Origin of the sequence: Burkholderia sp. BCC1985, assembly GCF_905339915.1 — a bacterium.
Classification (GTDB): Bacteria; Pseudomonadota; Gammaproteobacteria; order Burkholderiales; family Burkholderiaceae; genus Burkholderia.
The window spans coordinates 1-25,491 of sequence record NZ_CAJPGY010000042.1 but is presented as its reverse complement, the minus strand read 5'-3'; the positions used below and the strand labels follow the sequence as shown (position 1 = coordinate 25,491).

22 protein-coding genes are annotated in these 25,491 nt (G+C 65.0%); 6 read left to right on the top strand and 16 right to left on the bottom strand.

Annotated elements, in window-relative coordinates:
* Window positions 1–266: 266 nt before the first annotated feature.
* The 3 genes from U4Z31_RS29980 to glmS all read right to left on the bottom strand — a co-directional run bounded on the left by U4Z31_RS29980 (window position 267) and on the right by glmS (window position 3,337).
* On the bottom strand, window positions 267–491 hold the full coding sequence (locus tag U4Z31_RS29980; RefSeq protein WP_044847573.1) for a hypothetical protein: 225 nt from the start codon (window positions 489–491) through the stop codon (window positions 267–269).
* A 279-nt stretch (window positions 492–770) separates the two neighbouring features.
* Complete coding sequence (locus tag U4Z31_RS29975) at window positions 771–974, bottom strand: cold-shock protein (protein ID WP_006485974.1); 204 nt, start codon at window positions 972–974, stop codon at window positions 771–773.
* A gap of 545 nt (window positions 975–1,519) precedes the next feature.
* Window positions 1,520–3,337, bottom strand: a complete 1,818-nt coding sequence (gene glmS, locus U4Z31_RS29970; protein ID WP_321812205.1) for a glutamine--fructose-6-phosphate transaminase (isomerizing) — start codon at window positions 3,335–3,337, stop codon at window positions 1,520–1,522.
* Between the two features lie 1,274 nt (window positions 3,338–4,611).
* On the opposite strand from glmS, the gene wecB reads away from it, so the two are divergent.
* Entirely contained in the window at window positions 4,612–5,829 is a 1,218-nt protein-coding gene (wecB, locus tag U4Z31_RS29965; protein WP_124488785.1) for a non-hydrolyzing UDP-N-acetylglucosamine 2-epimerase, read from the top strand.
* Window positions 5,830–5,973: 144 nt separating this feature from the next.
* On the opposite strand, the gene U4Z31_RS29960 is transcribed toward wecB, so the two are convergent.
* From U4Z31_RS29960 to U4Z31_RS29935, 6 genes are all read right to left on the bottom strand, one after another.
* On the bottom strand, window positions 5,974–6,762 hold the full coding sequence (locus U4Z31_RS29960) for a hypothetical protein (RefSeq protein ID WP_321812223.1): 789 nt from the start codon (window positions 6,760–6,762) through the stop codon (window positions 5,974–5,976).
* A gap of 102 nt (window positions 6,763–6,864) precedes the next feature.
* A complete protein-coding gene (locus tag U4Z31_RS29955) occupies window positions 6,865–8,727 on the bottom strand; it encodes a methyl-accepting chemotaxis protein (protein ID WP_321812204.1) in 1,863 nt (620 codons plus the stop codon).
* 149 nt (window positions 8,728–8,876) lie between these two features.
* Window positions 8,877–9,554 (bottom strand): flagellar motor protein MotB, encoded by a 678-nt coding sequence (locus tag U4Z31_RS29950; protein WP_321812203.1) that lies wholly within the window; start codon window positions 9,552–9,554, stop codon window positions 8,877–8,879.
* Between the two features lie 18 nt (window positions 9,555–9,572).
* Window positions 9,573–10,337, bottom strand: a complete 765-nt coding sequence (locus U4Z31_RS29945) for a flagellar motor protein (protein WP_044847579.1) — start codon at window positions 10,335–10,337, stop codon at window positions 9,573–9,575.
* Between the two features lie 22 nt (window positions 10,338–10,359).
* Window positions 10,360–11,595 (bottom strand): cyclic nucleotide-binding domain-containing protein, encoded by a 1,236-nt coding sequence (locus tag U4Z31_RS29940; RefSeq protein ID WP_321803114.1) that lies wholly within the window; start codon window positions 11,593–11,595, stop codon window positions 10,360–10,362.
* 126 nt (window positions 11,596–11,721) lie between these two features.
* Window positions 11,722–12,048 carry a hypothetical protein gene (locus tag U4Z31_RS29935; protein WP_321812202.1) on the bottom strand — a complete coding sequence of 109 codons (327 nt, stop codon included), beginning with the start codon at window positions 12,046–12,048 and terminating at the stop codon, window positions 11,722–11,724.
* Between the two features lie 274 nt (window positions 12,049–12,322).
* Here U4Z31_RS29935 and U4Z31_RS29930 point away from each other — a divergent pair, with 274 nt between their 5' ends.
* Entirely contained in the window at window positions 12,323–13,225 is a 903-nt protein-coding gene (locus U4Z31_RS29930) for a hypothetical protein (RefSeq protein WP_321803116.1), read from the top strand.
* A 41-nt stretch (window positions 13,226–13,266) separates the two neighbouring features.
* Here the strand turns inward: U4Z31_RS29930 and U4Z31_RS29925 are convergent, their stop codons facing one another.
* Both U4Z31_RS29925 and U4Z31_RS29920 read right to left on the bottom strand, forming a co-directional pair.
* Window positions 13,267–14,961, bottom strand: a complete 1,695-nt coding sequence (locus tag U4Z31_RS29925) for an NfrA family protein (protein WP_321812201.1) — start codon at window positions 14,959–14,961, stop codon at window positions 13,267–13,269.
* Complete coding sequence (locus U4Z31_RS29920; RefSeq protein WP_321812200.1) at window positions 14,958–16,916, bottom strand: glycosyl transferase family protein; 1,959 nt, start codon at window positions 16,914–16,916, stop codon at window positions 14,958–14,960. Before U4Z31_RS29920 ends, U4Z31_RS29925 begins: the two co-directional genes overlap by 4 nt.
* Before the next feature lie 957 nt (window positions 16,917–17,873).
* Here U4Z31_RS29920 and U4Z31_RS29915 point away from each other — a divergent pair.
* From U4Z31_RS29915 to U4Z31_RS29905, 3 genes are all read left to right on the top strand, one after another.
* Entirely contained in the window at window positions 17,874–18,179 is a 306-nt protein-coding gene (locus U4Z31_RS29915) for a hypothetical protein (RefSeq protein WP_321812199.1), read from the top strand.
* A gap of 12 nt (window positions 18,180–18,191) precedes the next feature.
* Window positions 18,192–19,835, top strand: coding sequence for a DUF2334 domain-containing protein (locus U4Z31_RS29910; protein WP_044849235.1), 1,644 nt, complete (start codon window positions 18,192–18,194; stop codon window positions 19,833–19,835).
* Window positions 19,836–19,940: 105 nt separating this feature from the next.
* Complete coding sequence (locus tag U4Z31_RS29905; protein WP_321812198.1) at window positions 19,941–20,909, top strand: hypothetical protein; 969 nt, start codon at window positions 19,941–19,943, stop codon at window positions 20,907–20,909.
* A 204-nt stretch (window positions 20,910–21,113) separates the two neighbouring features.
* Here the strand turns inward: U4Z31_RS29905 and U4Z31_RS29900 are convergent, their stop codons facing one another.
* Entirely contained in the window at window positions 21,114–21,776 is a 663-nt protein-coding gene (locus U4Z31_RS29900) for a glutathione S-transferase family protein (protein ID WP_044848071.1), read from the bottom strand.
* A 333-nt stretch (window positions 21,777–22,109) separates the two neighbouring features.
* Here U4Z31_RS29900 and U4Z31_RS29895 point away from each other — a divergent pair, with 333 nt between their 5' ends.
* Window positions 22,110–23,468 (top strand): polyhydroxyalkanoate depolymerase, encoded by a 1,359-nt coding sequence (locus tag U4Z31_RS29895; RefSeq protein WP_321812197.1) that lies wholly within the window; start codon window positions 22,110–22,112, stop codon window positions 23,466–23,468.
* Window positions 23,469–23,591: 123 nt separating this feature from the next.
* On the opposite strand, the gene U4Z31_RS29890 is transcribed toward U4Z31_RS29895, so the two are convergent.
* From U4Z31_RS29890 to U4Z31_RS29875, 4 genes are all read right to left on the bottom strand, one after another.
* On the bottom strand, window positions 23,592–24,059 hold the full coding sequence (locus U4Z31_RS29890) for a DUF3761 domain-containing protein (RefSeq protein WP_044848073.1): 468 nt from the start codon (window positions 24,057–24,059) through the stop codon (window positions 23,592–23,594).
* 68 nt (window positions 24,060–24,127) lie between these two features.
* The gene (locus tag U4Z31_RS29885; protein WP_193759812.1) at window positions 24,128–24,265 is read right to left on the bottom strand and encodes an HHHH-motif protein; all 138 of its coding nucleotides are present in this window, start codon (window positions 24,263–24,265) and stop codon (window positions 24,128–24,130) included.
* 294 nt (window positions 24,266–24,559) lie between these two features.
* A complete protein-coding gene (locus U4Z31_RS29880) occupies window positions 24,560–24,994 on the bottom strand; it encodes a cupin domain-containing protein (protein WP_321812196.1) in 435 nt (144 codons plus the stop codon).
* Window positions 24,995–25,064: 70 nt separating this feature from the next.
* Window positions 25,065–25,491, bottom strand: a 427-nt coding sequence (locus tag U4Z31_RS29875; RefSeq protein ID WP_321812195.1) for an ATP-binding cassette domain-containing protein, incomplete at its 5' end; no start/stop codon positions are given.

Below are 25,491 nucleotides of genomic sequence, written 5' to 3'. Positions count from 1 at the left end.
CGAGTGTGATGTGCGTGCAATCTTCGCACGGATGCGGAGGTCGGCACCACCGTTCGGTCAGCCCAGGCCTCTCAAGTACGCCACCCACTTCGACGCCGGGATAGCGTCATGCGCCACCGGCGTCGAAAGGAAAATCCGGTAACCCGAATCGAGCGCGCGGCTCCAGTCGGGAGGTACAGAATTGATCGCACGCGAGGTTCGGGCGCGCATTGTTGCGCGCCCGGGCGACTCATATGCGTCGGGTATCCGGTCCTACAGCGCTGCCTTTAACCGCGCGTATCGACCCAGTTGCGTGCCCAGCGTTCCGAGTGCCGCAATGCCTGCGCTTCACTCGCGAAGTAATCGAGCGAATAGAACCGGTAGCGGCCTTCGACAGACGCGCTATCGATGCGCTCGAGCAGCAGGTTGGCTGAAAAACTGCCATCGGGCAAACGATGCGCCGAGGGCCGGACGGCATAGCCGTTGTATTGATGATTTTGTGTGTTTTGCATTTTTAATTTTAATAATGTTCGACTGCGCGCGTGCCGTGCGAAATGTGCACGGATGCGCCGATCCAACGCCATTGCGAGCTGAACCTGAAGCAGTCGGAAAGCGAAAATACGGCGCTGCGGCCGGAGGGGGAACGAAGTGCAGCGAGGTGTATGGCGCCTGGTCGGCGGCTCAAGGAGCAGACGCAGCCGGGAACGAGCGCGCCAACTTTACGAGACCAAGCTCCGTGCTGATGTCGCTGCGGCCCGGCGCCCATTGTTGGAGGCCGGGCCCTTCAGACTTTACAGCGGCTTGATGTTGGCCGCTTGCAGACCCTTCGGGCCTTGCTTCGTCTCGAAGCTCACTTTCTGGTTTTCAGCCAGCGTCTTGAAGCCGTCGGCACGAATTTCCGAGAAATGAGCGAACAGGTCGTCGCCGCCGTTGTCCGGCGTGATGAAGCCAAAGCCTTTGCTGTCGTTGAACCACTTGACGATACCGGTATCCATGAAGATTCCTTGAGAAAAAATGAAGATCTGCCCTGCTGGAGAGCGCGTGAAGCATCAAGGAGGGAGAGGACAACGAATACCGCTGAGGAGAGCGAGCAATTGATGAACAGCAATCGGACTTCTTGGACTTCGACGCACACACTAACCGCCGGGCAGATGCGCGTCAACGGCTAACTTGTAACTGTTTTACCTCGCGACCCGCTGTTCGGGCGAAGCGATGCGGCCCTGACTGACGGCGCGCGTGGTCTGGCCGGGCGCGCGTTGCACATGATCTCCCCAACGAACGGGCCGATCGGCAACGATTTTCCCGCCTTCCGGTTTCCGTTCGATCCGCCCGTATCGTGTCGACAGCCTCCTCCGATTCCCTGCGCCCATGACGTCGTCGTGCTCGCCGGAAATCCGCTCGACGATATCGGCCTCGTCGCGGGAGAAGGCGAACGTGTCGCGTACGTGCTGCAGCGGGGCAAGATCGTGAAGGCCCGGGCGTCGGCCTTGCGCTGACCGCCTGCGCGGGCCGGCCGGCAATCGTCGGCCGGCCCCGCCCGTCACTCGACCGTCACCGATTTCGCCAGGTTCCTCGGCTTGTCGATATCCGCGCCGCGCAGGCACGCGGCGTGATACGCGAGCAACTGCAGCGGCACGACGTGCAAGATCGGCGACAGCAGGCCGTAGTAATCCGGCATCCTCATCACCGACACGCCTTCGCTGTCGTCGATCCGCGTATCGGCATCGGCGAACACGTACAGCTGACCGCCCCGCGCCCGCACTTCCTGCATGTTCGACTTGAGCTTCTCGAGCAGCGCGTCGTTCGGCGCGATCGTCGCGACCGGCATCGCGTGCGTCACCAGCGCGAGCGGGCCGTGCTTCAGCTCGCCGGCCGGATACGCTTCCGCGTGGATATACGAAATCTCCTTCAGCTTCAGCGCCCCTTCGAGCGCGATCGGGTAATGCAGCCCGCGCCCGAGAAACAGCGCATTCTCGTGCCGCGAGAATTCCGCGGCCCAGCGCTCGATCTGCGGCTCCAGCGCGAGCACGTCGTCGAGCGCGCCCGGCAGCCGCCGCAGCTGCATCGCATAGCGCGCGAGCTGCGCATCGTCGACGTAGCCGCGCAACCGGCCGAGCGTCACCGCGAGAATGAACAGCGCGACGAGCTGGGTGGTAAACGCCTTGGTCGACGCGACGCCGATTTCCGGGCCGGCGCGCGTCAGGAACCGCAGGCTCGTCTGCCGCATCATCGCGCTGGTGGGCACGTTGCAGATCGCGAGCGTATCGATATGCCCGAGCGCCTGCGCATACTTGAGCGCGGCGAGCGTGTCGGCGGTCTCGCCGGATTGCGACACGCTGACCACGAGGGTATTCGGCAACGCGAGCGCGTCGCTGTAACGGTATTCGCTCGCGATCTCGACCTGCGCCGGCAGGCGCGCGATCGTCTCGAGCCAGCGGCGCGCGGTCAGGCCGGAATAGTGACTCGTGCCGCACGCGAGGATCAGCACGTTGTCGATCTGCCCGAACGCGCGCGCGGCATCCGGGCCGAACGCCGCCGGATCGAACAGCCCCGCATCGGGGATGGTCGCGGCCACGGCCCGTGGCTGCTCGAAGATCTCCTTCTGCATGAAATGCCGGTACGGCCCGAGCTCGACCGCGCCTTGCGTCGACGAGACGGTCTGGATCGGACGATCGACCGGCGTGCCGCCGCGTTCGAGAATACGCACGCCGCCCGGCGTCAACTCGACGATGTCGCCTTCCTCGAGAAAGATGAAGCGGTCGGTGATGCCGGCGAGCGCGAGCGCGTCGGACGCGAGGAAACATTCGTCGTCCTTCAGGCCGACGACGAGCGGCGAGCCGACCCGCGCGCCGATCAGCCGCTGCGGCTCGTGCTTGCTGAACACCGCGATCGCGTATGCGCCGTGCAGCTGCGACGTCGCATCGCGCACGGCGGCGAGCAGGTCGCCGCGATACTTGCTGTGGATCAGGTGCGCGACGACCTCGGTGTCGGTCTGGCCGTCGAACTGGTAATGCTCGTCGGACAGTTGCCTGCGCAACGTCTCGTGATTCTCGATGATGCCGTTGTGCACGAGCGCGATTTCGTCGCGCGAGAAGATCGGATGCGCGTTGCAGGTGGCGGGCGCGCCGTGCGTTGCCCACCGGGTGTGCGCGATGCCGGTGCTGCCGGACAGCCCGGCGCTGCGCACGTGCGCGTCGAGATCGGCGACGCGCGACACACTGCGTTCGCGACGCGCCTGGCCGTCGACGACGGTCGCCACGCCGCATGAATCGTAGCCGCGATACTCGAGGCGGCGCAAACCTTCGATCAGAACCGGAACGATGTTCCGTTGCGCGACCGCGCCGACGATGCCACACATGACACGTCTCCTTCCCCTGTTTCCGTTGATCGACCGTGCGCTGCTGTATCAACGCGATCCGGTCACCGTTGTCTTCGCCATCGTGAACCCGCATGGGCGGGAGCGAGCGGGTCGGCATCGGCCTAATGGCCGGCACACACTCCGTCGCGTCGGCAACCGGCTGTGATGCGCGGTCAAGCGCGGCCTGCACGCCGCCCGCCCGGCACGTGTCGTCGCGCCTGGCGGGTTCGTCGTATCGGTATCCCCGCCCTTCCGTCGTCGCTCGAACTCGGACGGGCACGCCTGTCCTCCTGAAACAAGCAAGCGGTGAGCCATGGATCGCCCTGCCCCGTGATGCAATGGCCTGCGGGTACCCGATCGACGGGCTCGCGGCACGGATCGCGTGTTTTTGATTCACCGGTGAATCAGGGTTCACCTCCCCCCTAGCGGGATCTTCCGCCTTCAGTGAACCGAAACGTCGCGCGCCACCCTTTCTCGAAGTCCACCGCTGCAGGCTGTCGTTGCAGGGCTCTTGTCCGGCAACGCCCCGTGCGCGGCGCGGCACACATCGACCAACCGCCTTGCGGATATGGCCGGCCGGCTCCGGACGGTCGTTACAGATACGCAACGTTTCGCATCGCCCGGTGCGGACGATGCACGCGCCGCGATGCGTGAGGGCCATCCTTCGCACGGAGGCAATGCGTGGCAGCCGACGACGTTCCCCACGTTGCCCGGACAAAACTCGCATGTCGAAACGCTCCGAGGCGCGTGACACGGCGCATGCGGTTCGATCGGCAGCCAGCGCGTGACGCAAGTCGCCATCCGTCGCATGACGTGACCGGCTCGATCGCGCGAACGGTCGGATTTTTACCCCCATCGCGGCAGGGCGCCGCAATCGCGCTCGTAGCAATTGTGAAACGTTCCCTGGCATTCCACCGGTGCGGCGCGAAGCGGGGCCGGCCACAGGGCCACTGGTTTGAATATTGCTCTATCGGAAGGAGGAACGGGTACGGGCGCGCAGCGACGTGGAAACGTACGCGGCCTGACCGGCAGACATGGCGATCGACACAGCGAGAAATGCTCATGACGTGATTGACGAGGTGCAACGGGACGGCCGTAGTTCGACGATTGCGTGGCGCAGACCACGCGGAGAAAAACGGCGCGCTCGCCCCGCAATACCGCTGCATGTCGCGCGACTGGCGCCGATACATGCGGAGACGGGACGGGTGGCCTGCAACCATGCCTGGCGCCAGACGCCGGATCTTCCGGCGCGAAGATGCTCAACGAGGACATCGATGAAAAAGATCTTGCTTGTGTTCGGAACTCGACCGGAAGCCATCAAGATGGCGCCGCTCGTCCGCGCGCTGAAGGCGCGCAAGGATGTCGATGCCCGCGTATGCGTGACCGCCCAGCATCGGGAAATGCTGGATCAGGTGCTCACGTTGTTCGACATCAAGCCCGACTACGATCTCAATCTGATGCGTCAGAGCCAGACGCTGACCGACGTGACGACCGGCATTCTTCAGGCGATCGGGACCGTCTTCGACGACTTGCGTCCGGACGTCGTGCTGGTGCACGGCGACACGACGACGACGCTGGCCGTCAGTATCGCGGCGTTCTACCGCTATCTGCCGGTCGGGCACGTGGAAGCGGGCCTGCGCAGCGGCGACATCTGGTCGCCGTGGCCGGAGGAATTGAATCGCCGCGTGACCGATGCGGTGTCGTCATGGCACTTCGCGCCGACGGGCCAGGCGCGCGACAACCTGTTCAGCGAAGGCGTGCCGGTGGGTGCGGTCGTGATGACGGGCAACACCGTGATCGATGCGCTGCACGACGTCAAGCGCATGCTCGACCACGATAGCGCGCTGCACGACAAGGTCGCCGCACACTTTCCGTTTCTCGAAGCGTCGCGCCGCGTCGTGCTGATCACCGGCCATCGCCGCGAGAGCTTCGGCGAACCGTTCCGGCATTTCTGCGAGGCGCTCTGCACGCTCGCGAAGCGCTATCCCGATGCGCAGTTCGTCTATCCGCTGCACTTGAATCCGAACGTGCGCGAGCCGGCGCGCGCGCTGCTCGGCAGCGTACCGAACATCTACCTGATCGAACCCCAGGAATATCTTTCGTTCGTATTCCTGATGTCACGCTCGCACTTCATCATCACCGATTCGGGCGGCATCCAGGAGGAAGGGCCGGCACTCGGCAAGCCGGTGCTCGTCACTCGCGAGACGACCGAGCGGCCCGAAGCGATCCACGCCGGCACCGCGCGGCTCGTCGGCACGGACCAGGAGCGGATCGTCTGGGAGGCGTCGCGGCTATTCGACAGCGACAGCGCGTATGAGGAAATGGCGCGCGCGAGCAATCCGTATGGCGACGGCCATGCGAGCGAGCGGATCGTTCATGCGCTGATGCACGCGCCCGGGGCGACCGCAAAGGCGACGAGCTTTTCGATGGGCGCCGCGGAGATGCCGTTCAACCCGCTCACCCTGGGGTTGCAGGCGTTGCGCTCGCGTTGAAGTCGCTCGCCGGACGGCATGCCGACGGTCGGCGACGCGTGATGTCGCCGACCGTCAATCGTCGCACGCGAACCTCCGTCCAGCGCCGTCGAATCGCGCCGTGCGATGGACGGCTGCGACCCGTCTCCGCCGCCCGCTATCCCGCTAGCGGACCACGGCATCGGCCATCGATTGCGCCTGCGCGACCAGCCGCGGATAAATCCGCTGGCCCCCCACCTGTTTGGCGAAACACGCCTGCCGCGCGTTCTCCGGCACGCGCGCCGCGTCGCACGCCGCGATCGGGCGCAGCGTCACGCCCCGCCACAGGATATAGACGCGTTGGCCCTGCCGGACCGACACGGCCAGCGTGTTCGGCCCGTCCGGCACGCCGTCCTGGCTTTCGCCCAGCAGCCACGCCTTCACCACGCCGTCGGCCGGCTGCCGCTTGACGGGCAACTCGGCGAAGCGAAACGCCGCGGCGTCGTCGCTGAATACGTGCGTGTAAAGCGTTTCGTTGCCGAACATCGCGGCGACGTCGTCGGTCGGCTTGATGCCGGCGTCCGCCGTGCTCGCCCAGGCTTTCAGCAGCGGAACGGTCGTCACGACGAGATGCGTCTTGCCGTCGTCCGACTTGAAGGACAACCCGTCCGGCCCCGGCGGCATCCCGTCGACGGGGCCGACGCTCTGCACCGTGCCCTCGGCCTGCGCGACGAACCCTCGCGCCCTGACCGTGCCAATTAGTTTGGCGAGCCGCGCGTTCACGTCGGCCGTGTACTGCCGGTCGAGGCCCGCCCGATCCTCCATCCGGGCCGCCACCACCGCCGCCGCGGCCTGCTTCCGATAGGCAAGATACGCATCCGCCGGCGATGCGATCACCTTCGCCCCGACCGCGGCGAACACCGCCGCGACCACCACCGCCCCCACCCCGATCTTCAGTCTTGAAATGCGCTTCATTTTTATGACGTCACCGATTCCCGCGCCGACAGCGAAAACGGCTACCGTATCCCCACGGCAGCCGTCCCCCAGAAACGCGTTCATTCTAACGTCGCGCGGACGCTATTCATCTACCTTGAACGCCGATACCAGGCGCGTCAGATCCGCCGCCTGCTGCTTCAGGCTCTCCGCGGCCGCCGCGCTCTCCTCGACCAGCGCCGCGTTCTGCTGTGTCATCTGATCGAGCGACTGCACCGCATCGCCGATCTGGTCGATGCCCGCGCTCTGCTCCAGGCTCGCCTCGGCGATCTCGCTCATCATCGCGCTGACGCCCTGCACCTGCGACACGACATCGCGCATCACCTTGCCGGCCTCGCCGACGAGCCGCGACCCGGTGCTCACCGTCCCCGCACTGTGCTCGATCAGCGCCTTGATCTCCTTCGCCGCCTGCGCGCTGCGCTGCGCGAGGTTCCGCACTTCCGCCGCGACGACCGCGAACCCGCGCCCCTGCTCGCCGGCGCGGGCGGCCTCGACCGCCGCATTCAGCGCGAGGATGTTGGTCTGGAACGAGATGCCGTCGATCATCACGATGATCTCGGCGATCCGCCGCGACGCATCGCTGATCTGCTCCATCGTGGTCACGACTTCGCCCACGACCTGCCCGCCGCGCGTCGCCGTGTCGGCTGCGCCGGTGATCAGCTGCGCGGCCGTCGTCGCGGTTTCGGTGTTGTTGCGCACGACCGCCGTGATCTCCTCCATCGACGAAGCCGTCCGCTCGAGGTTGCCCGACTGCCCTTCGGTGCGTTCGCTGAGGTCGGCATTGCCCGACGCGATCTGCGCGGACCCGGTCGCAATCGACGCGGACGCCGCGCGGATCCGGTGGACGAGCGTCGACAACGACGATACGAAACGGTTGAACGCGTCCGACAGCTGGCCGATCTCGTCCTGGTTTTCGACCGTCATCCGGCGCGTCAGGTCGCCCTGGCCGCTCGCGATGTCCGACAGCAGCGTCGCCGCGCGGCGGATCGGCGCGGCGATCGCACGCCCGACCAGCCAGATCACGACCAGCGCGACACCGAGGCCCGCGATCGCGGCGACGAGCGCCGCACTGCGAATCGCACGCGTCACCGGCCCGAGCAGTTCGGCCTGCGGCACTTCGACGACCACGTATGCATTCAGCTCCGGAACGAACGACGTCGCGATGAAGCGCGCGCCGCCGTCGCCGTCGTAGCTCAGCGTCGCATACGGCTTGCCGGCCAGCAGCGTCGACGATGCGTCGCCAGGCAGGCCCGGTTCGTCCTTCAGGAAGTGCTTGCCGTCGATCAGCGACGCATCGCGATGCATCATGATCGCGCCGTCCGGCCGTACGAGGTACGCAAACCCGGTATTGCCGATCCGGTATGCGGCGATCCCCCTCGCGAGCGCGTCGACGGACAGGCTCATGCCGGTCGCACCGATCGGCGTGCCGTCCAGCTCCACCCGGCTGTTGATGAACATCATGTAGCCGCCGGCCGTGACCTCGCGGTCCATGTTCACCTCGTAGGCCTTGCCCGACGCGAGGAAATCCGTCAGCCATCGATCCTGGTCGGTGACCTTCCGCTGCAGGCCGGCTTCGTTGTAGTAGTTGCCGCTCTTCACCGACACCCACTGCACGGACGCCGCCTTCTGCTCGTCCTTCACGTTCTTCGCGAGCTGAATCCAGCTGCGCGTGCCGGCATCGGGCTCGCCGTCGGCCTCCCATTGCAGCAGGAACGCATCGCGCGCAAGGAGGCGCGACGCGGCAATCGGCCCGGCCATCTGCCGCTGCACGTCGGCGCGGATGCCGCTCACGGCCGTCGGCAGCTCCTCGCGGACGACGCGATCGCGCACGGCGTTGCCGATCAGACGGACGCTCAACCCGCTCGAAATCGCGACGAACACGAGCAGGCAACTCGTCATGCTGAGAATCAGCTTGTTCTGAATGGACAGCTTGCGCCAGAAATGCATGGGGAACCCTCGATAACCGCTCGGTCTGAGCCAGACTGGGTTATCGGCAGGCACGCGCGGAATCGCATCGCCGGGTTCACATGTTCGTCATCCGAGATCCGATATGTCGTCGACGGGCGGCCGTCGCGCGCCCGTCGAGGTTCGCGCGCTCAATACGCGACGAAGATCGTCACCCGCCGGTTGCGCGCCCGCGCGGCCGCATCGTCGCCCGCGACGAGCGGCTGCGTATCGGCCCGCCCGATCGCGGCGAGCCGGTGCGGCGCGACGCCGCGATCGGCCAGATAGCGCACGACGCTGCCCGCCCGCGCGGACGACAGCTCCCAGTTCGACTCGTATTTCGCGTTCGCGATCGGCACGCTGTCGGTATGCCCTTCGACGAGGATGTCGCCGCTCGCATGCGCGCTCAGCGCCTGCGCGATCTGGCTCAGCACCGGTGTCGCGTCCGGCAGCAAGCGCGCATCGCCGACGTTGAACAGGATCTTCGCGTCGATGCCGATCTCGATGCCGTGCGGCGCGCGCACGAGCGAGATGCGGCCGGCCGTCTTCAACGCGTCGAGCGATGCGAGCCACGCGGGCATGCGCCCGGTCGCTGCGTCGGGCGCGCTTGCCGTCCCGCCGTCATGCCGCGCGAGCGTCTGATAACGCGCATCGAGCGCGTTGTATTTCGCGAGCTGCAGCACGTACAGCGCGAGAAACAGCACCATCAGCGTCGTGACGAGATCCGCGTAGGAAATCAGCCAGCGCCCGGACTGCGTGCCTTCGGCCTCATCGTCGTCGCGCCCGGCCGCGGCCGAACCCGCACGCGCGCCGTCAGTTCGAGCGGTCATGTCGAAGCTCCCGGTGCGTCATGCGAGCGACTCCGCCGCGCGGCCGCGCACGTCGCCGGTCAGCCGCGTCTCGATCGTGTGAGGCGACTCCTTGCGCGAGATCGCGAGCAAGCCGTCGAGATACAGCTTGCGGAATCGCAGCTCGCTGTCGATCTGCGCGCGCAGCTTGCCGTAGAGCGGCAGGAACACGAGGTTCGCGAATGCGAGGCCGTAGAGCGTCGCGATGAACGCGACCGCGATGCCCGGCCCGAGCTGCGCCGGTTCGAGAATATGGCTCGTCACCTGCACCAGCCCGAGCACCGAGCCGAGAATGCCGAACGTCGGCGCATAGCCGCCGGCCTGGTGCCAGACGCGCGCGGCCGCGAGGCGGCTGCGCTCGTAGGCGTCCAGCTCGCGCTGCAGCGCGTCCTCGAGCACCGCGGTCGACACGCCGTTCGCGAGCAGTTCGAGCCCGCGCCGCGCGAACGGATGGATGCCGCTCACGTCCATCGATTCGAAGGCGAGCAGCCCGTCGAGCTTCGCGCGATCGCCCCACTCCAGCAGGTCGGTCAGGTGCTTGCGGTCGACTTCCTGCGCGCGCACGAACGCGAGCCGCAGCTGCTTCACCGCATCGAAGAAGCGCGCCCACGTATTCTGGATCATCACCGCGCCGAGCGTGCCGCCGAGCACGATCACGAGCGCTTCGAACTGGAACAACATCGAAAAATGTCCGCCTTCCAGCGCGAAGCCGAACACGATCGCCACGCCGCCGAGCAGCACGCCGGCCAGGGTCAACAGGTCCATGAATGTCTCCGTCGGGTGGGCGTCACGCGGCGGATGAAGCCGGCGGCGCGGAGGCCGCCGGCGCCTTGGCCGCGCGCACGGCATCGAGCACGCGCCGCTCGATCTCCTCGATCTCGATCGGGTCGAGCTTGAGCTCGCGGCGCATCACCCACGACACCTCGTTGCGCCGCGCTTCCGTCATCACCGAGAACAGCTTGTCGGCCACCGCGCGATCGTCGAGGCTCGCGATCAGCTTCGCGAGATCGTACGTGTCGAATGCGCTGATCACGTCGAACAGCGTGCGCTGGTCGACCCCCACGAGATCCTCGAGCGCGCGCACGTCGCCGCCGGCGCGCGGGCTGCGCCGCGAGAAATACGCGACGCCTTTCTGCCCGACGTAACCGAGCACCTTCGACTTGCGGAACGCGAACACCTCGTCGGCGATCTCGCCGTGCGACAGCTTGTTGAGCAGCAGCTTCCGGTCGACGCCGATCAGCGCTTCGAGATCGGCGAGCTCGATCAGCTCCAGCTCGCTGTTGATCGACACGTCGAGATCGTGATCGGCAACCTGCTGCGCGCGATCGACCACGCGCGCCGCATCGAACGTGACGGTCTGGCGCGCATCCGACGACGCCGGGTAATCGGCCGCGCCGCCGGCATGGTCGCCCTGCGCGGCTTCGATCGTGACGAGATTGAGCTTCTCCATGCGGCGCAGCATCGCAAGCACGTGCGGGCGCGAATGGCCGGCAATCGCGCGGCACCGGCGGATCACCTCCGCGAGCGGCACCGACACCTCCGCATGTGCCTGCATCGGCCGCCGCGACCACGCGTCGTCGGAGCCGCGCGCGTCGGCGCCCGCCATCAGCGACAGCACGTGCGCATACGACAGCACGCCCGGCATGAAGTCGGCATGCGTATAGGTCGCGAGCTGGTCGTCCTTGCGCTTCACGCGCCGGATCATCGTGCGCACGATGTGGCGAAGCAGCGCCGACACGTGCTCGATTTCCTCGTCGATCGTCGCGGCCGGCACGACCGTGAGCTGGCAGAACGACAGTGCCTTCGCGGTATGCGCGCGCGGCTCGGCGGCGAGCAGCGCCGATTCGCCGAAGAACTCGCCGCGCCCGAGCGTCGCGACGACGACGCGCTTGTCGTCGCAGCGCGTCGACAGCTCGACCTTGCCGTCGGCGATCAGAAAGATGACGGGCTCGCCGGCGAAGCCCTCCGAGTAGATGATCTCGCCGGGCGCGGCCGTACGCGTCCACGATTGCTGACGATTCATGTTGGTTCCCCTGCAGCGCTGGTTGTTGCGGACTGCGCGTCGCATGTCACATGCATGCGATCGGCAGTCATCCCCGTGCCCGTTTAACGTCATCGGCGCCGGCATCCTTTAGCGAAATCCTGCGCGTTACCGACGAAAATCAACGTGAAACGTTTGCGGATTGCGGGCATCGTCAGCAGATTCTTCGATGCGTGCGCGTTCGTGCGCCACCGGGCGCGAGCGGATCACCGCATGGCCATCGCAAACGATGCGGCCGATCGTGAGCACGGCAGTGTTGACGATGCCGATGTCGAGGTCGAAGTCGATGTCGATGCCGATGCCGATGCCGATGCCGAAGCCGCGCCGAGCTGAAGTCGAAGTCGAAGCCGAAACCGAAACCGAAACCGAGCCGAGCCGAGCCGAAGCCGAAGCCGAGGCCGAATCACAGTGCGTATACCCGAATGCGCCGCCCACGCCCGCTCGTCAGGAGATTCCCCGTCGCGCCGGCCTACCGATGCCCGCTTGCAAACGTTTCGGGATGCTGCGTTTTTGATCACCAGCCAGCCGCGCAGCAATTTCCATTCCGCGACATCCGCCCCTTTATTGCGCATATCGTCCGATAATTACCTTTTATTTTCGTCTAAAATCGCGCTTCTTCTTACCTTAGGACGGAACCGAAGTTTTGATTAAACTGACGAAAACCATCTCACGCACGGCCATTGCCGCATGCGTTGCTTATGCCGGGCTGATGCCGTTGTCCCAAACCGCCAACGCCCAGGTCGAACCGCTGAAGAATCCGGTCTACGGCGTCACGCTCGATGACCTGACGAAACTGGATGCGATCATCGCGTCGCTGCAGAACCTGCCGTACCGACCGACGGTGCGCGTCGTGTTCGATCCGGGCACGTCGGCCGCCGACTACTACGCACCGCTGCTGCGCCTGCACTCGGTCGCATACGTGATGGGCGAAGTCTACGATTCGTACTATTTCCCGACGGATATCACGACGTACAAGGCGCGCACGCAGGAACTGGTGTCGCAGCTGAAGAACACGGTCGACGTGTGGGAAATCGCCAACGAAATCAACGGCGAATGGCTGCGCAACGATCCGAGCGGCACGAACACCGTGGTCAATTCGGAAGAGCAGCAGATCGGCCAGATGGTCGCCGCGGCCAACACGATCGTCAAATCGAACGGCGGCAAGACCGCGATCACGCTGTACTACAACGACGACAGCAAGGGCAACAACTGCTGGGAGAAGCCGCAGGATTACTGGAAGACGTGGCCGACCGCGTTCCTGCCGGCGACGGTTCGCCAGCAGGCCGACTACGCGCTGTTCAGCTACTACCCGTACCAGGATTGCCCGGGGCTGAACCCGTCGTGGAAAAACGACTTCGCGGCGCTGGAAAGCATCTTCCCGAACGCGAAGGTCGGCTTCGGCGAAATCGGCACGTCGGATATCGCGGCGCCGGCGTCGGTGCAGCAGAACCTGATCAAGACCTACTACCCGATGGTCAACAGCATGACCGATCCGCGTTTCATCGGCGGATTCTTCTGGTGGAACTACGCCGAGCAGATGGTCCCGTATTCGACGAGCTCGTACTTCCAGCTGCTGCGTCAAACGATCATCACGCTCAAGTCGCCCAGCTGATCGGCCTCACCATCGAGTCGCCTGATCGTCAGCGCAGTTGCTCAGAACCACAATGTCGCGCGTACCACGAGACCACGTGCGCGTGCCGCTGACGTCAACCCGAACCGGTATTGCACCGTCACGTCGAGATAGCTCGCCGGCGCGGTATACCTGCCTTCGCGAAACCAGTACCTGAACTGGACCCCTGGCCCCGCACCGATTGCCGTCTTGTCAGGCTGACGGTTGTCGTGATCGCCCGCCACCGCGGCGTGCGGGTAGACGGTCAGCCGGTCGCTGATCATCGGCAAGCGCCACGTGTGCCCGTAACGCAACTCCGAATAGATGATGTAACGCCCGGCATTGATGAAGTACGCACCTTCTACATAGGCCTGCCAGCTGCGCCAGCTCGGTTCGGTGACCCGCAGGTCGGTGCCCGCCTCCGACGAGTAACCCAGGCGCATCAGCCAGTCCGTCATCGACAGGCTGCCGATATGGAACAACCGCTCGGCGGTCACCACCACGTTCTGATCGGGTATCGGCTTGTAGCGCACGCCCACCGACCCCTGCACGGTCGGCATGCCAGTCACGTTGCCCGTGCCGTCGTAGGCCGTGCCGTATCCACGCACGAAGAACTGGAGAATGCGGCCGTTCCGATAGCCGATCTTCGGCGGCTGCCAATACGCCTCGATACCCGGCTGGAGCACGCTGATCGTGCCTTGCGGGCCGAATGCGGCCGACTGGTATGGCGCGCTCAGCACGAAACCCCAGGTGCGCTCGAGTTGTTCTACCTCGCGCCGATAGCCGAACTTGCGCTGCGCGTCGAACGCATGTTCGTTTTCGTCGGCGTCGAGACTCTGCTCGAACATCTGGACGGACTGCTCGTTCAAGCCGATCCGCTTGGCCGCATAGCCGGCGTCCGCATAGTTCATCGCGTTGCCGGCGCCACCGGCGAAACCTTCCTGAAATGCGTCGAGCGCCTCGCGATCCTTGTGCTCGCGCAGGAGATCATAGGCGTGCTGCAAGGTCCGTTGCGCGGTATCGTCCACCGGCACCTCGGGCGGCTGGTCGGCTTGCCGCGCCTGTGCCGCGATCGACGCGGCCATGTTCCGCTCGGCATCGGTCGACGCGTTGCCGGCCGCCAGCTCGGCCACGCGCAGCGCGCTGTCGTGGTCGCCCGCCTGCAAGCTCATCTGCGCGATACGCAACTGAATCACGGCCGATTTTTCATCGGCCAGCGGCGCCAGCGCGACGCCGGCCTCGTGCGGACGCTTTGCCGCGAGCGCACTGTCCGACCACGCGAGGCGCAAGTTGCGCTGCTGCTCCTTGCTCCAGTTTCCAGTCGCGACGGCCGCCGCGAAATTGCTGCACGCGACGTCGTAGCGCATCTGCCGCTGCGCCAGATAGCCATGCTGCGCCAGTACCGCCGCGCTTTTCGGAAAACGAACGCTCAGCGATTCCAGCAGCGCGTCCGCTTCGTCGACTTTCCCTTCGCGCCGGTACACATCCACGAGCAACAGCCCGAGTTGTTCGCTTCCCGGCTGAATCCTGAGGGCGCGCAACGCATACGCTTCCGCGCGGGGCAGGTCGCCTGCGTTGATCGCCTTGTAGGCGCCATCGGCGAGCCGATAGGCTTTGGGGTTGAGCTGCTGGGCGGCGGATGCCGGCGCCTGCCAGGCGAGCGACATGGCAACGGCCAGCGCGCTCAACCGTGCGCAGCGCTTGAGGCCGGCCGCGATCCGACGTGTCGAGCGCTTCATGCCTGTTCTCCCGACGGCTTTTTCACCGGCACTGCCTGCTGCGTCGCGTCGTCGCCATCGCGCAGCCGCGCGATCTCGACGAAGCGCGAATGCCGGCCGAGTTCGGCGGCGATCTCCGCATCGCAGGCAATGAAATAGGCGACGTTCGTTCGGGCGCCGCGCCGCACGACGTCCTGTTCGTCCTGCGTGAGCGGCCGCCCGACCGCGACGTTCAGCGTCCCGTCGGCGGCGGTCGAAAACGGAACGGCACGATACGCGTACTGCAGCTCGAATGCCAGCGAGTCCGCGAAGTGGCCCACCGCGACGTTGCCCAGGCTCACCCGCGGCAGATCCGCCTGCTCGGCGATCGCATCCGCCAGCGATTCGGTGGACAACGCACTGCCTTCGAGCAACAGTTCACCCAGCCGCTTGCCGCATGTCAGTTGCCGCTCGAGGCCGTCCTCCAGTTGCGCCAGGGAAACCACGCCCCAGCCGACCAGGATCTCGCCGATCTTGCGGCGCGCCTTCCCGAGTTCCTCGTTGGACAGGTATGTGTGACTGGTCTTGTCCCACGCGATCGGCCTGCCGCTCACCAGGTGGCCGACATAGATGCGCCACGCGCGACTCACCGCGCAGAAATTGATCAGGTTGTTGACGAACATCCTCGGGATCGAGAGCAGCCCCTGGAGCAGGCCGTTCAGCTTGCTGACGAAGTAGAAGCGCTGTCCGGCACGGGCGAACAGCATGAGGGTGTTGACCCACAGCAGCGGCGTGACCCAGGCACCGGCCGTCACGAGTTGAGCGCTGGCGGGAATGACGTGACCGGCTTTCTGAAGCGCGGAAAGCAACACGAAGTTGAGCAGCACGCCATAGGCAATCACCGAAAACAGCGACGTCACGATGCCCTTGCGATCGTGGAAGAACATGTAGCGGGTGAGGAAGTCGCCCTTCCAGCCGAGTTGCTCCCAGCCTTGAAACGCGATGCCGAGAATCCAGCGCGCGCGCTGCCGGTAGGCGGTGCGGAATGTCTTGGGAAAGTACTCGCGCGTGGCCAGCAGGTTTCGACCGGCGGCACCGTCCTTTGCGCGCTTGCCGCCGGCATCGCGCACGATGTCCGAAAGCGGCGTGCGGGCAAAGGTTTCCTTCATGCCGAGGTCTCTCAACCGGAAGCTGAAGTCATAGTCCTCGGTCAGCGAACGCGTGTTGAACGGGCCGCCGTCGCGCGCCTTCATCGCGGCTTCGATCGCACGCCGGCTGTAGCACGACGCAACACCCGCGCCCGGCACGACTCCGGTCAAGCGTGCGCGCACCGGCACGTCCTTCTGGTGCGTTTCGCTGAAATCGTCGAGATAGCAGCCGGCGACGAACTCGTTCCATTTCCGGGGCAACGACAGCACCGGAAGCTGGACCAGATCGCTCTCCGCCACCGCATGGTTGAGGTACTTGAGTTCAACCGGATGAATGACATCTTCGCAGTCGTGCATGACGACGCCCGCGAACTGAATATGATGGACTGCTTCGTAACGCAGGATCGCTTCGAGAATCCAGTTGAGGCAGTCCGCCTTGCAGGTCGGCCCGTCGTTCATGACCGTGGCACGCGTCACCCTGCCCGGATACCGGCGAACCATCCGCTCGACTTCCGCCGTGGTTTCGGCGTCGTTGTGATAGGTGCCGACGAAGATGACATACCGCTCGTACTCGATGGTCGCCAGCGTGTTTTCGATCATCTTGGCGATCACGTCGTACTCTTTCCACGCAGGCACCATGAGTGCCAGATGGCGCTCTTCCTGCGCGCGCAGCATGCCGATGTCGACGGTCTGCGATTTCTCGCGACGCAGGATGCGCCCGATTTCGAATGACCAGTAACAGCCATCCAGCGTCAGGTCATCCAGCGTGCTGACCAGGATGACGAGGGCGGTCACAATGGCGACAAGGTTGAGTGCATATAAATACGCACTCCATATCATATTATCCATTACCTTTCCGCGATTTTCGTCCGTCTGTATTTCTTCCTTCGTACGAACGGAAGACGAAACCGCCCCGTCCCCGTCGACCCCGTCACGTCCACTCCTGCGGCTAACGCCGCATCCGTTCTCGTCGTTCTCAAAAGACTCGCGGCTGCCTGGAGCGCTATTGATACGACCACGCAACATCACCAAAAATGCAACGTGTTCAGTGGATGACTTTTGACAGCCGGTTTCTCCGCTTGCTTGCGTTCGTCCCTGCGTGCGCCGGCGCTTGCAGCGGCCCCCGATCCAGCGCTACGCAGTGCGCCCCATACACCGTCTCTTTTCAATACACAGCGCTTCAAGCAAGTCGTGCGCCATCGTCCACCACTCTTGCGCCTTCCGGGTACCGGGCGTGTGCCGCGCACGATCGGCGAATCGAAACCAAGCCAAATGTTTCAGTGCTGAAACATGCGGACCGGCGTTCCGAATATGAGACGTTTGGCAGGTTCTCTACCCGCGCCCCCGATCATCGCGACCGGAGCGCGTCACGCGATTCCGTCGATCCTGGACGGACGGATCGACGATGAAACCGAAAATCCGGTGCTCCGGTCGCCGTTGGATGGATGCGCCGCCGGCTCGGTTGCCGCGTTGCCGTGGGCGGAACGAAGCACGTAACCGGTTTCACCTGGATCGCTCAAACAGACGTTACGCGTTCGTCGGACCCAATTTCCGAAACCAGTCGCGTTGCATGCGTGAAACGTTTATCGAGACAATTTCGGACCGTCTCGACGCGCCGATTTTGGCGTCCCGGCCCGGTGTCCATTTGCGGCGGATGGTACAGAACTAGCTTGAAAGCCAACTGTCCGGTTTCGTTTCATTAACCGGGGTATTAAACGCAAAAAAATAACGACATAACACCCGATTCTAAATCGGCAATGGGGCGTGCTCGTTTCGTTAACGAGAATCCAATTTGCATATCAAAGGATGAAAATCATGCCCTCGCATCGCAATCGATTTTTTCGAATCGGGTTGAGCACCGTTGGGCTACTCCTTGCATTCAGTCCCGCGCTCGTCATCACCAGCGCGGTTCAGCATGCGAGTGCGCAGCAGACGAACCAGTCGTCCGGCGGCAAGATCAAGCCGCCGCCATTGCCAAACGGTTCTGCCCAAGTCAACGTGAAACCCGGCATGTCCGATGAGGATTGGGACAAGGCATACAAGGAGACGGGGCGCCCGAAGTTCAGCAGAAATTCCGTCAAGAAGCACGGCGGCAACGTCGAACGCGACTAGGGAGATACGGCCATGAAAAAGATCTTGATCGTCATAGCCCTGCTTGCCGGACTCGCGCAAATGACATTGCCGGGCACGGCCCACGCGCAGACCACGACCGCACATACGCTCGTGTTATACGACAACCCGGCCAACGACCCGTTTTCGAAGCTCGGCCTGATGTACAGCATCATGTTGAGGAACCTGCTCGGCCACTTCAATACGACCGTCGACCTGGTACCGATACAGAACTACACGTCCGGCATGATCGGGAGCCACGACGCCACGTTCTATATCGGCGACTATTACAACAACCCGATTCCGACGGCGTTCATGAGCGACGTGATGACCGCCACGAAAACCGTGGTCTGGTTCAAGTACAACCTGTGGCAGCTCGCGTGGAACACGGCCTATACGTTCAACCAGACTTTCGGGTTCAGCTTCCTGGGCCTTGCCGGGATGAACGCGACGCCATCGTCCAGCAATCCGAATCCCGGCTTCTACGACACCGTCACGTACAAGAACCTGGCGATGGTCAAGTACTACGCGTTCGACGCGTCGACCGGCGCCATCAACGCGGACCCGGATGTCGGCCTGACCCAGGTTCTCGATGCCACCAAGGCGCAAGTGCTCGTCACCATCAAGAACAGCAAGAGCGGCGCAACCACGCCCTACGTCATGCGCTCCGGCAAGTTCTGGTACTTCGCGGACATGCCGTTCTCCTACATCGGCCCGACGGATCGCTACCTGGTGATATGCGACATCCTGCACGACATCCTGCAGACCAATGCGCCGGTGAATCATCGCGCGCTGGTCCGCCTCGAGGATCTGGACGCATTCACGACGACGAGCTCGATGAGGCAGCTGTCGGACTATCTGTACTCGAAGAAGATCAAGTTCACGATGGCGACCATTCCGTTGTATACCGACCCGAACGGGTATTACAACGGCGGCGTGCCGGAGACGATTCACCTCGCGCAGGCAACGGGCCTCAAGAGCGGGTTGAACTACGCGCTCCTGCGCGGCGGCTCGATCGTGATGCACGGCTATACGCACCAGTATGACTCGACGCCGAATCTTCAGAATGCGGTGAGCGGCAGCGACTTCGAGTTCTGGTACGCAGTCCAGAATCGTCCGGTCGACGAGGACTCGGTGCAATGGGCGAAAGGCAGAATGGCCGACGGCCTGCTCGAGTTCACGCTCAACGGCTACAAGATCGTCGGCTGGGCTGCGCCGCAGTACCAGATGTCGCCGATGGCATCAACGGCCACGGCGCAGACGTTCCCGACCACGTTCCAGCGGGCCGTCTACTACACGTCGACCAATCCGCAGATCGGGACGGGCGCGCCCAACCAGGACTTTTCTGCCGGGCAATTCTTCCCGTACATCATCAACTCCGATTACTACGGGCAACGAATCATTCCGGAGAACCTGGGCAGCCTTCAATACAACATCTGCAGTAAAGACCCGTTCTCGTGCATCACGTACACGTGGCAGCAAATCGTCACCAACGCGCAATACGGTCTGGCGGTACGGGACGGCTTCGCGTCGTTCTTCTTCCATCCGTACTGGCTCGAGCCCGATCTCGGACTGCCCGCCTTCCAGGACTTCCAGAGTATCGTGACGGGCATCACGAATCTCGGCTACACATGGGCGGACGGCACGACGGCCAAGTGACGCGAGCCGGTAGAAGCCTCGTGCGACCCGCAGCAGCAAGGCGGGTCGCACGTTTGCATGTGATCGGCTACGATGTCGCCCAGGAATGCTTCCGGGGAGGCCGCGATGATCACGTACGCCATCCCGGCCTTGCGCGGGATTCGACTGCGTCTGGGCCGGTTCCGACACGCAGGCCGGCGACGCCGGCACGCGCACGCGCCGGGTTCGTCCCGCGCGGCGATGCTCGCGGCCGTCGGTGCATCGCTCGCCGTGGCCGCGTGCAGCTGGACGCCGCATGACGTGCATGCCGACGGAATCGTCTGGCAGGTGGACAACGCGACGACGAATCCCGTCGGAAACTGGCAGATGCTCGGCGTACATGATCTGTTGATCCAGTGGAGCGTCGTCGACGATACCGCGTACGTGCCCGACGCCGGCATCCGTCCCGCGGCACACCTTCCCGACTGGGGGCGCATCGGCCGCGAACCCTGGGCCAGAAACGTCATCCTGGGCCTCGCCGGTTACCAGGATGAAAAGCGAGCACGCACCCATCTGTCGACACTCGCGGACCAGTCCCTGGCGGTAGCGCGCACGCACGTTCCGCTGAATGTCACCGGCTACTACTTCCCGGTCGAAATCGACCCGACCTGGCAGGACGCGCCGAAGCTTGCCGATATCCTGAAGCGACTGCCGCGTCCGCTGTGGGTGAGCGTCTACGACCAGACCAATATCGGCGGGAAGGCGCTGGCAGACTGGCTCGTGTCGTGGCTGCCGTCGGACGTCGGGGTGTTCTTCCAGGACGGCTGCGGCGTCTATGCGCGCGAACCCTACGTCGCGCGCGCCTATGTCGACGAGCTGACCTCGCGCCTCGGAAAGCAACGTGTGCGGGTAATCGCGGAGGCCTTCCGGCCCGCCGAGCACGGGGGATTCCGGTCGGCCAGCGCCGACGAATTGAGCAGGCAGCTGACAACCTACCGGGGCTATCAAGTCTATCTGTTCGATGGCCCGCACTATGTGTCGGACAACCTCACACGCGAACTCCTCACGCGTCCGGCCAAGCCACCCGCGGCCGAGCCGGCCAAAACGAGTCCCTGATCCTGCTGCGCCGTGCTGCAATGCGGGGAGCGAGCCTCAGAGTGCCCGGCAACAGGTAAGCAACGCCCCGCCGAAACGGCGGGGCGCGATGCCCGACAGATGCTGCGCGGGCAATGCACGAGCAGGACACGCGCGGCCGCATCGACGATTCGTTTCGATGCACGTGCCGGTCATCCGGTTGAACGCGCGAAGGTGCGTTGCAGGTCAGAACTCCATGTCGAGTTCGTCGATGTCTTCGTGCTCCGCCTTCGCGGCATCGATCCACTCCGCCACGAACGGATGCGCGAGCATGCGCATGCAGTACTCGGCGATATCGGGTTCGAGTTTCACGTCGTACGTCAGGAATCGCGTGACGACCGGCGCGTACATCGCATCGGCGATGCCGATCTGCTCGCCGAACAGCCAGGGGCCGCCATACGCGGCCAGACACGCGCGCCAGATCGTCACGATGCGCTCGATGTCGTGCTGCGCACGCGACCAGATCCGGAAGCCGGGAAAATGCGCACGCAGGTTCATCGGCAGCGCGGAGCGCAGCGCACTGAAACCGGAATGCATCTCGCCGCAGATCGACCGGCAATGCGCGCGCGCATGCCGGTCGTCGGGCAGCAGCCGCGCCTGCGGCCGGATTTCGTTCAGGTATTCGGCGATCGCGAGCGTGTCCCATACCGTGCTGCCGTCGTGCGTCAGGCACGGCACGAGAATCGACGGCGACAGCAGCAGCAGTTCCGCGCGCGATGCCGCATCGATCGGCACGCTGATCGTCTCGAACGCGAGGCCGCTCAGCTTCGCGAGCAGCCAGCCGCGCATCGACCACGACGAGTAATTGCGGCTGCTGATGGTCAACGTCGTCTGTCCGGTAACGTCCATGTCGCTCCCCTGCTGATTGCCGTTCGTACCCCTGCACCGAAAGCACGCACCGCGCCGTGCGAAGCGCACCACGCCTGTGCGAAGCATTCGCCGAAGTGGCGCAGCGCGCTGCCCGGGGCAGCGACACATCGAGTACGCCGAGCCTCGTTGGCAACGGCGGCGCATCGCATTCGGTCGTCGGGCCCCACGCGCCGCATGCATCGCCGCATGAGACGCCGCGCGCGTCGCCACGCGTATCGCCGCATTCGCAAACCCCGTGCAACGCGCGTGCCAGCCGCACGCTGGCATACGGCTTGCCTCGCTCGACGTAACGCGACGCAACGAACGACGGCCATGAACCTGCTTGCCTATCCTTTCTACCAATGGTCTGCCGAATGCCTGCGTCCGGCGCGCGCATGGGCGGCCGCCACGCGGGCGACGATGTCGCTGTGGCCGCCCGCCACGTCGACCCCGACGGGCCGCATGGTCGACGCGCTGTGCGAACTGCTCGAATGCTGCGCGTTCTCGCACCGGCGTCCGGCGTTCGGCATCGCGTCGACCGTCGTCGACGGCGAAGCGGTGCCGATCGTCGAGGAAGCCGCGGCGGCCACGCCGTTCGGCACGCTGCTGCATTTCCGCAAGGCGCGGCCGGTGGCGCGCCAGCCGCGCGTGCTGATCGTCGCGCCAATGTCCGGGCATTTCGCGACGCTGCTGCGCGGCACGGTCAGCACGATGCTGGCCGATCACGACGTGTACATCACCGACTGGCACAACCCGCGCGACATCCCGCTCGCGGCTGGTCGCTTCGGCTTCGACGAATACGTCGGGCACGTGATCGATTTCATTCGCCAGATCGGCCCGGATGCGCACGTGCTCGCGATCTGTCAGCCGACCGTCGCCGCACTCTCGGCGGTCGCGCTGATGGCCGCCGCCGGCGATCCCGCCCAACCCGCGAGCCTGACGTTGATGGCGGGGCCGATCGACTGCCGCGTGAATCCGACGAAGGTCAACGCGCTCGCCACGAGCCGGCCGATCGAATGGTTCGCGCGCAACCTGATCAGCGTGGTGCCGGCCGGCTTCGTCGGGGCGCAGCGCTGCGTGTATCCGGGCTTCGTGCAGGTCGGCGCGTTCATGTCGATGAATCCCGACCGCCATGCGGCGTCGTTTGCCGACCTGTACTACGAGCGCGCGAAAGGCGACCCCGCGAAGGCCGACACGCTGCGCCACTTCTACGACGAATACTTCGCGACGGCCGACCTCACCGCGGAGTTCTACCTGGAGACGGTCGAGAAAGTGTTCCAGCAATACGCGCTCGCGCGCGGCGAGCTGACGGTCGGCGACCGGCTGGTGGAACCGGCCGCGATCCACCGCACCGCGCTGTTGACGATCGAGGGGGAGAAGGACGACATCTGCGCCGTGGGCCAGACGGTAGCCGCGCAGGAGCTGTGTTCGGGATTGCCGCCGTACCTGAAAACGCACCACGTGCAGACGGGCGCGGGCCATTATGGCGTGTTCAACGGCGGCCGCTGGGAAACGCAGATCTATCCGATCGTGCGCGCGACGATCCACGACAACGAGCCGTACGATCGCACCGCCGCCACGGACGGCAGCGCGAGCGGCGCGCACTACGTGACGCTGCGGGCGTTGCTCGACGCGCGCGCGGCCGGTCGCGACGCGACGGCGGCCGCGGCGCCATCCGATCACGTGCACTGAGCCCGCGCGGGATGGCAACGCTCGGTGCGGCACACCGGCGTTGCGCTCGAATCGCCCCGCCCGCACGGCGGGGCGCGGTGCCGGGCAGTGCGCGAGCGGCAACGCTCGCGCGTTCCGCCGGTGTTACGAACAGGCCTTGCCGTGCGACGCGTGGTAGCCCTTCGCCTTCGCATCGGCTTCCGACATGTAGCTGCCGTGCTTCGTCTTGCCGTAGTACTTGTCGGTCGAGCAATGGTAGACCTTCGTGCTGTCGTTGGCCCACACCTTGCCCGCGCCGCCGCCGGGTGCCGCCGCGGCGGTCGTCGCGGGCGCGCTCTTCGCCGGGGCGGCGCCGGATGCGGCGGAAGCGACAGCCGCGCTCGCGGGGGCCGCGGCCGGTGCGCTCGCCGCGGCTGCCGACGCTGCGCCATACCACGTCTTCACGCCCTTGTGGCCGGCGCACGCGCCCTTCTTCGACGCGCCCGAGTAGAACGAGCCGTCCTTGCACAGCCCGGTCGTACCGGCCGGCGCGCTGGCCGGAACCTGTGCGAACGCACCGATCGACACACCCATGCCGGCGACGAGCGCGGCGATCAACATCGTCTTTTTCATAATCCTCTCCTGATTTGCCTGAACGGGAAAAGCGTCCCGACGCTTTGCCGGGAATAACGCGTCGCGGGTCAACGGACCCAGCGGCACACGCGGTGATGGTGGTGATCGAAATGGCACACGCGGTGCGAATGGGCTTCGGCCAGCGCCGGCACGAGGGTGGCACAGGCGACGGCCGTCGCGGTCAGGATCTTCGCGATGCGGGTCATGGACATTCTCCTGGGTAGGCCAGCCGGTGGTCCGGCTGTTACGTCCTTAACGCCGGTCGCCGACGCGCCGTGCACCGCACCTGCATCGAATTGACGATCTTTGACACGGTGTAACGAAACATCACGCGAAGCTGACAAATTGCCGCCTGTCTTTTCGATTTCCTTACGCGGCAAATGCTTCGGATGTCGAATGACCCGGTCGGAACCCGAAGCCCGGACAGGATCCATAAAAAAACCGCCCGAAGGCGGTCTTTCTTGGTCACGCGGATGCCTCGCATCCGATGCGACGGCGGGCTATGCGCCCGCGTCGCCCCACGGCGTCGGCGCAGGCACGTCGCATGGCCCTTCGACGTCGATCGACTTGAAATCGGCCGGCCCGACGATCTCCAGGTACTCCATGTCGGGCGAGTAGTCGAACAGGTAGTGCACGATTCCCGGCGCCTGGTGCACGCAGTCGCCGGCGCTCACCAGCGTCTCGCGGTCGCCGTACATGAAGCGCGCCCAGCCCTTCAGCATCATCACGATGTGGAACTCGGCCTCGTGACGGTGCCAGCCGGTGCCCGCCGCCGGTGCATGATTCGCCCTGACGAGTTGCGCGACGACCTTGCCGTTCGTCGCGGCCGCGATGCCGAGATCGCGATACAGGAAGAAGTCGCGCAGGCCTTCGCCTTGATATGCGGTGTCCTGCGGCTTCACGTGGGAAAACGCGGTAGGGGTCGGCGTGCTCATCGCGGCGCTCCTCGATCGAAAGAGTCGTCCGAAACAAGCATTTAGCGTTCCAGGCTGCGGCGGCCCCCGCTTACTTGAGCCGCCCCGACAGGAACTGCCCGAGCCGCTCGCTCTTCGGGTTCACGAGAATCTCCCGCGGATCGCCCTCTTCCTCGATCTTCCCCTGATGCAGGAAGATCACGTGGTTCGACACGTTGCGCGCGAAACCCATCTCGTGCGTGACGACGACCATCGTGCGGCCTTCCTCGGCGAGCTTCTGCATCACCTTCAGCACTTCGCCGACGAGTTCCGGATCGAGCGCCGAGGTCGGCTCGTCGAACAGCATCACTTCGGGCTCCATCGCGAGCGCACGCGCGATCGCGACACGCTGCTGCTGGCCGCCCGACAGGTGCGACGGATACATGCCTTCGACGCGCGGCGCGAGCCCGACCTTCTCCAGATACTTGCGTGCCCGCGCAACGGCCTCTTCCTTGCCGATCCCCAGCACGGCCATCGGT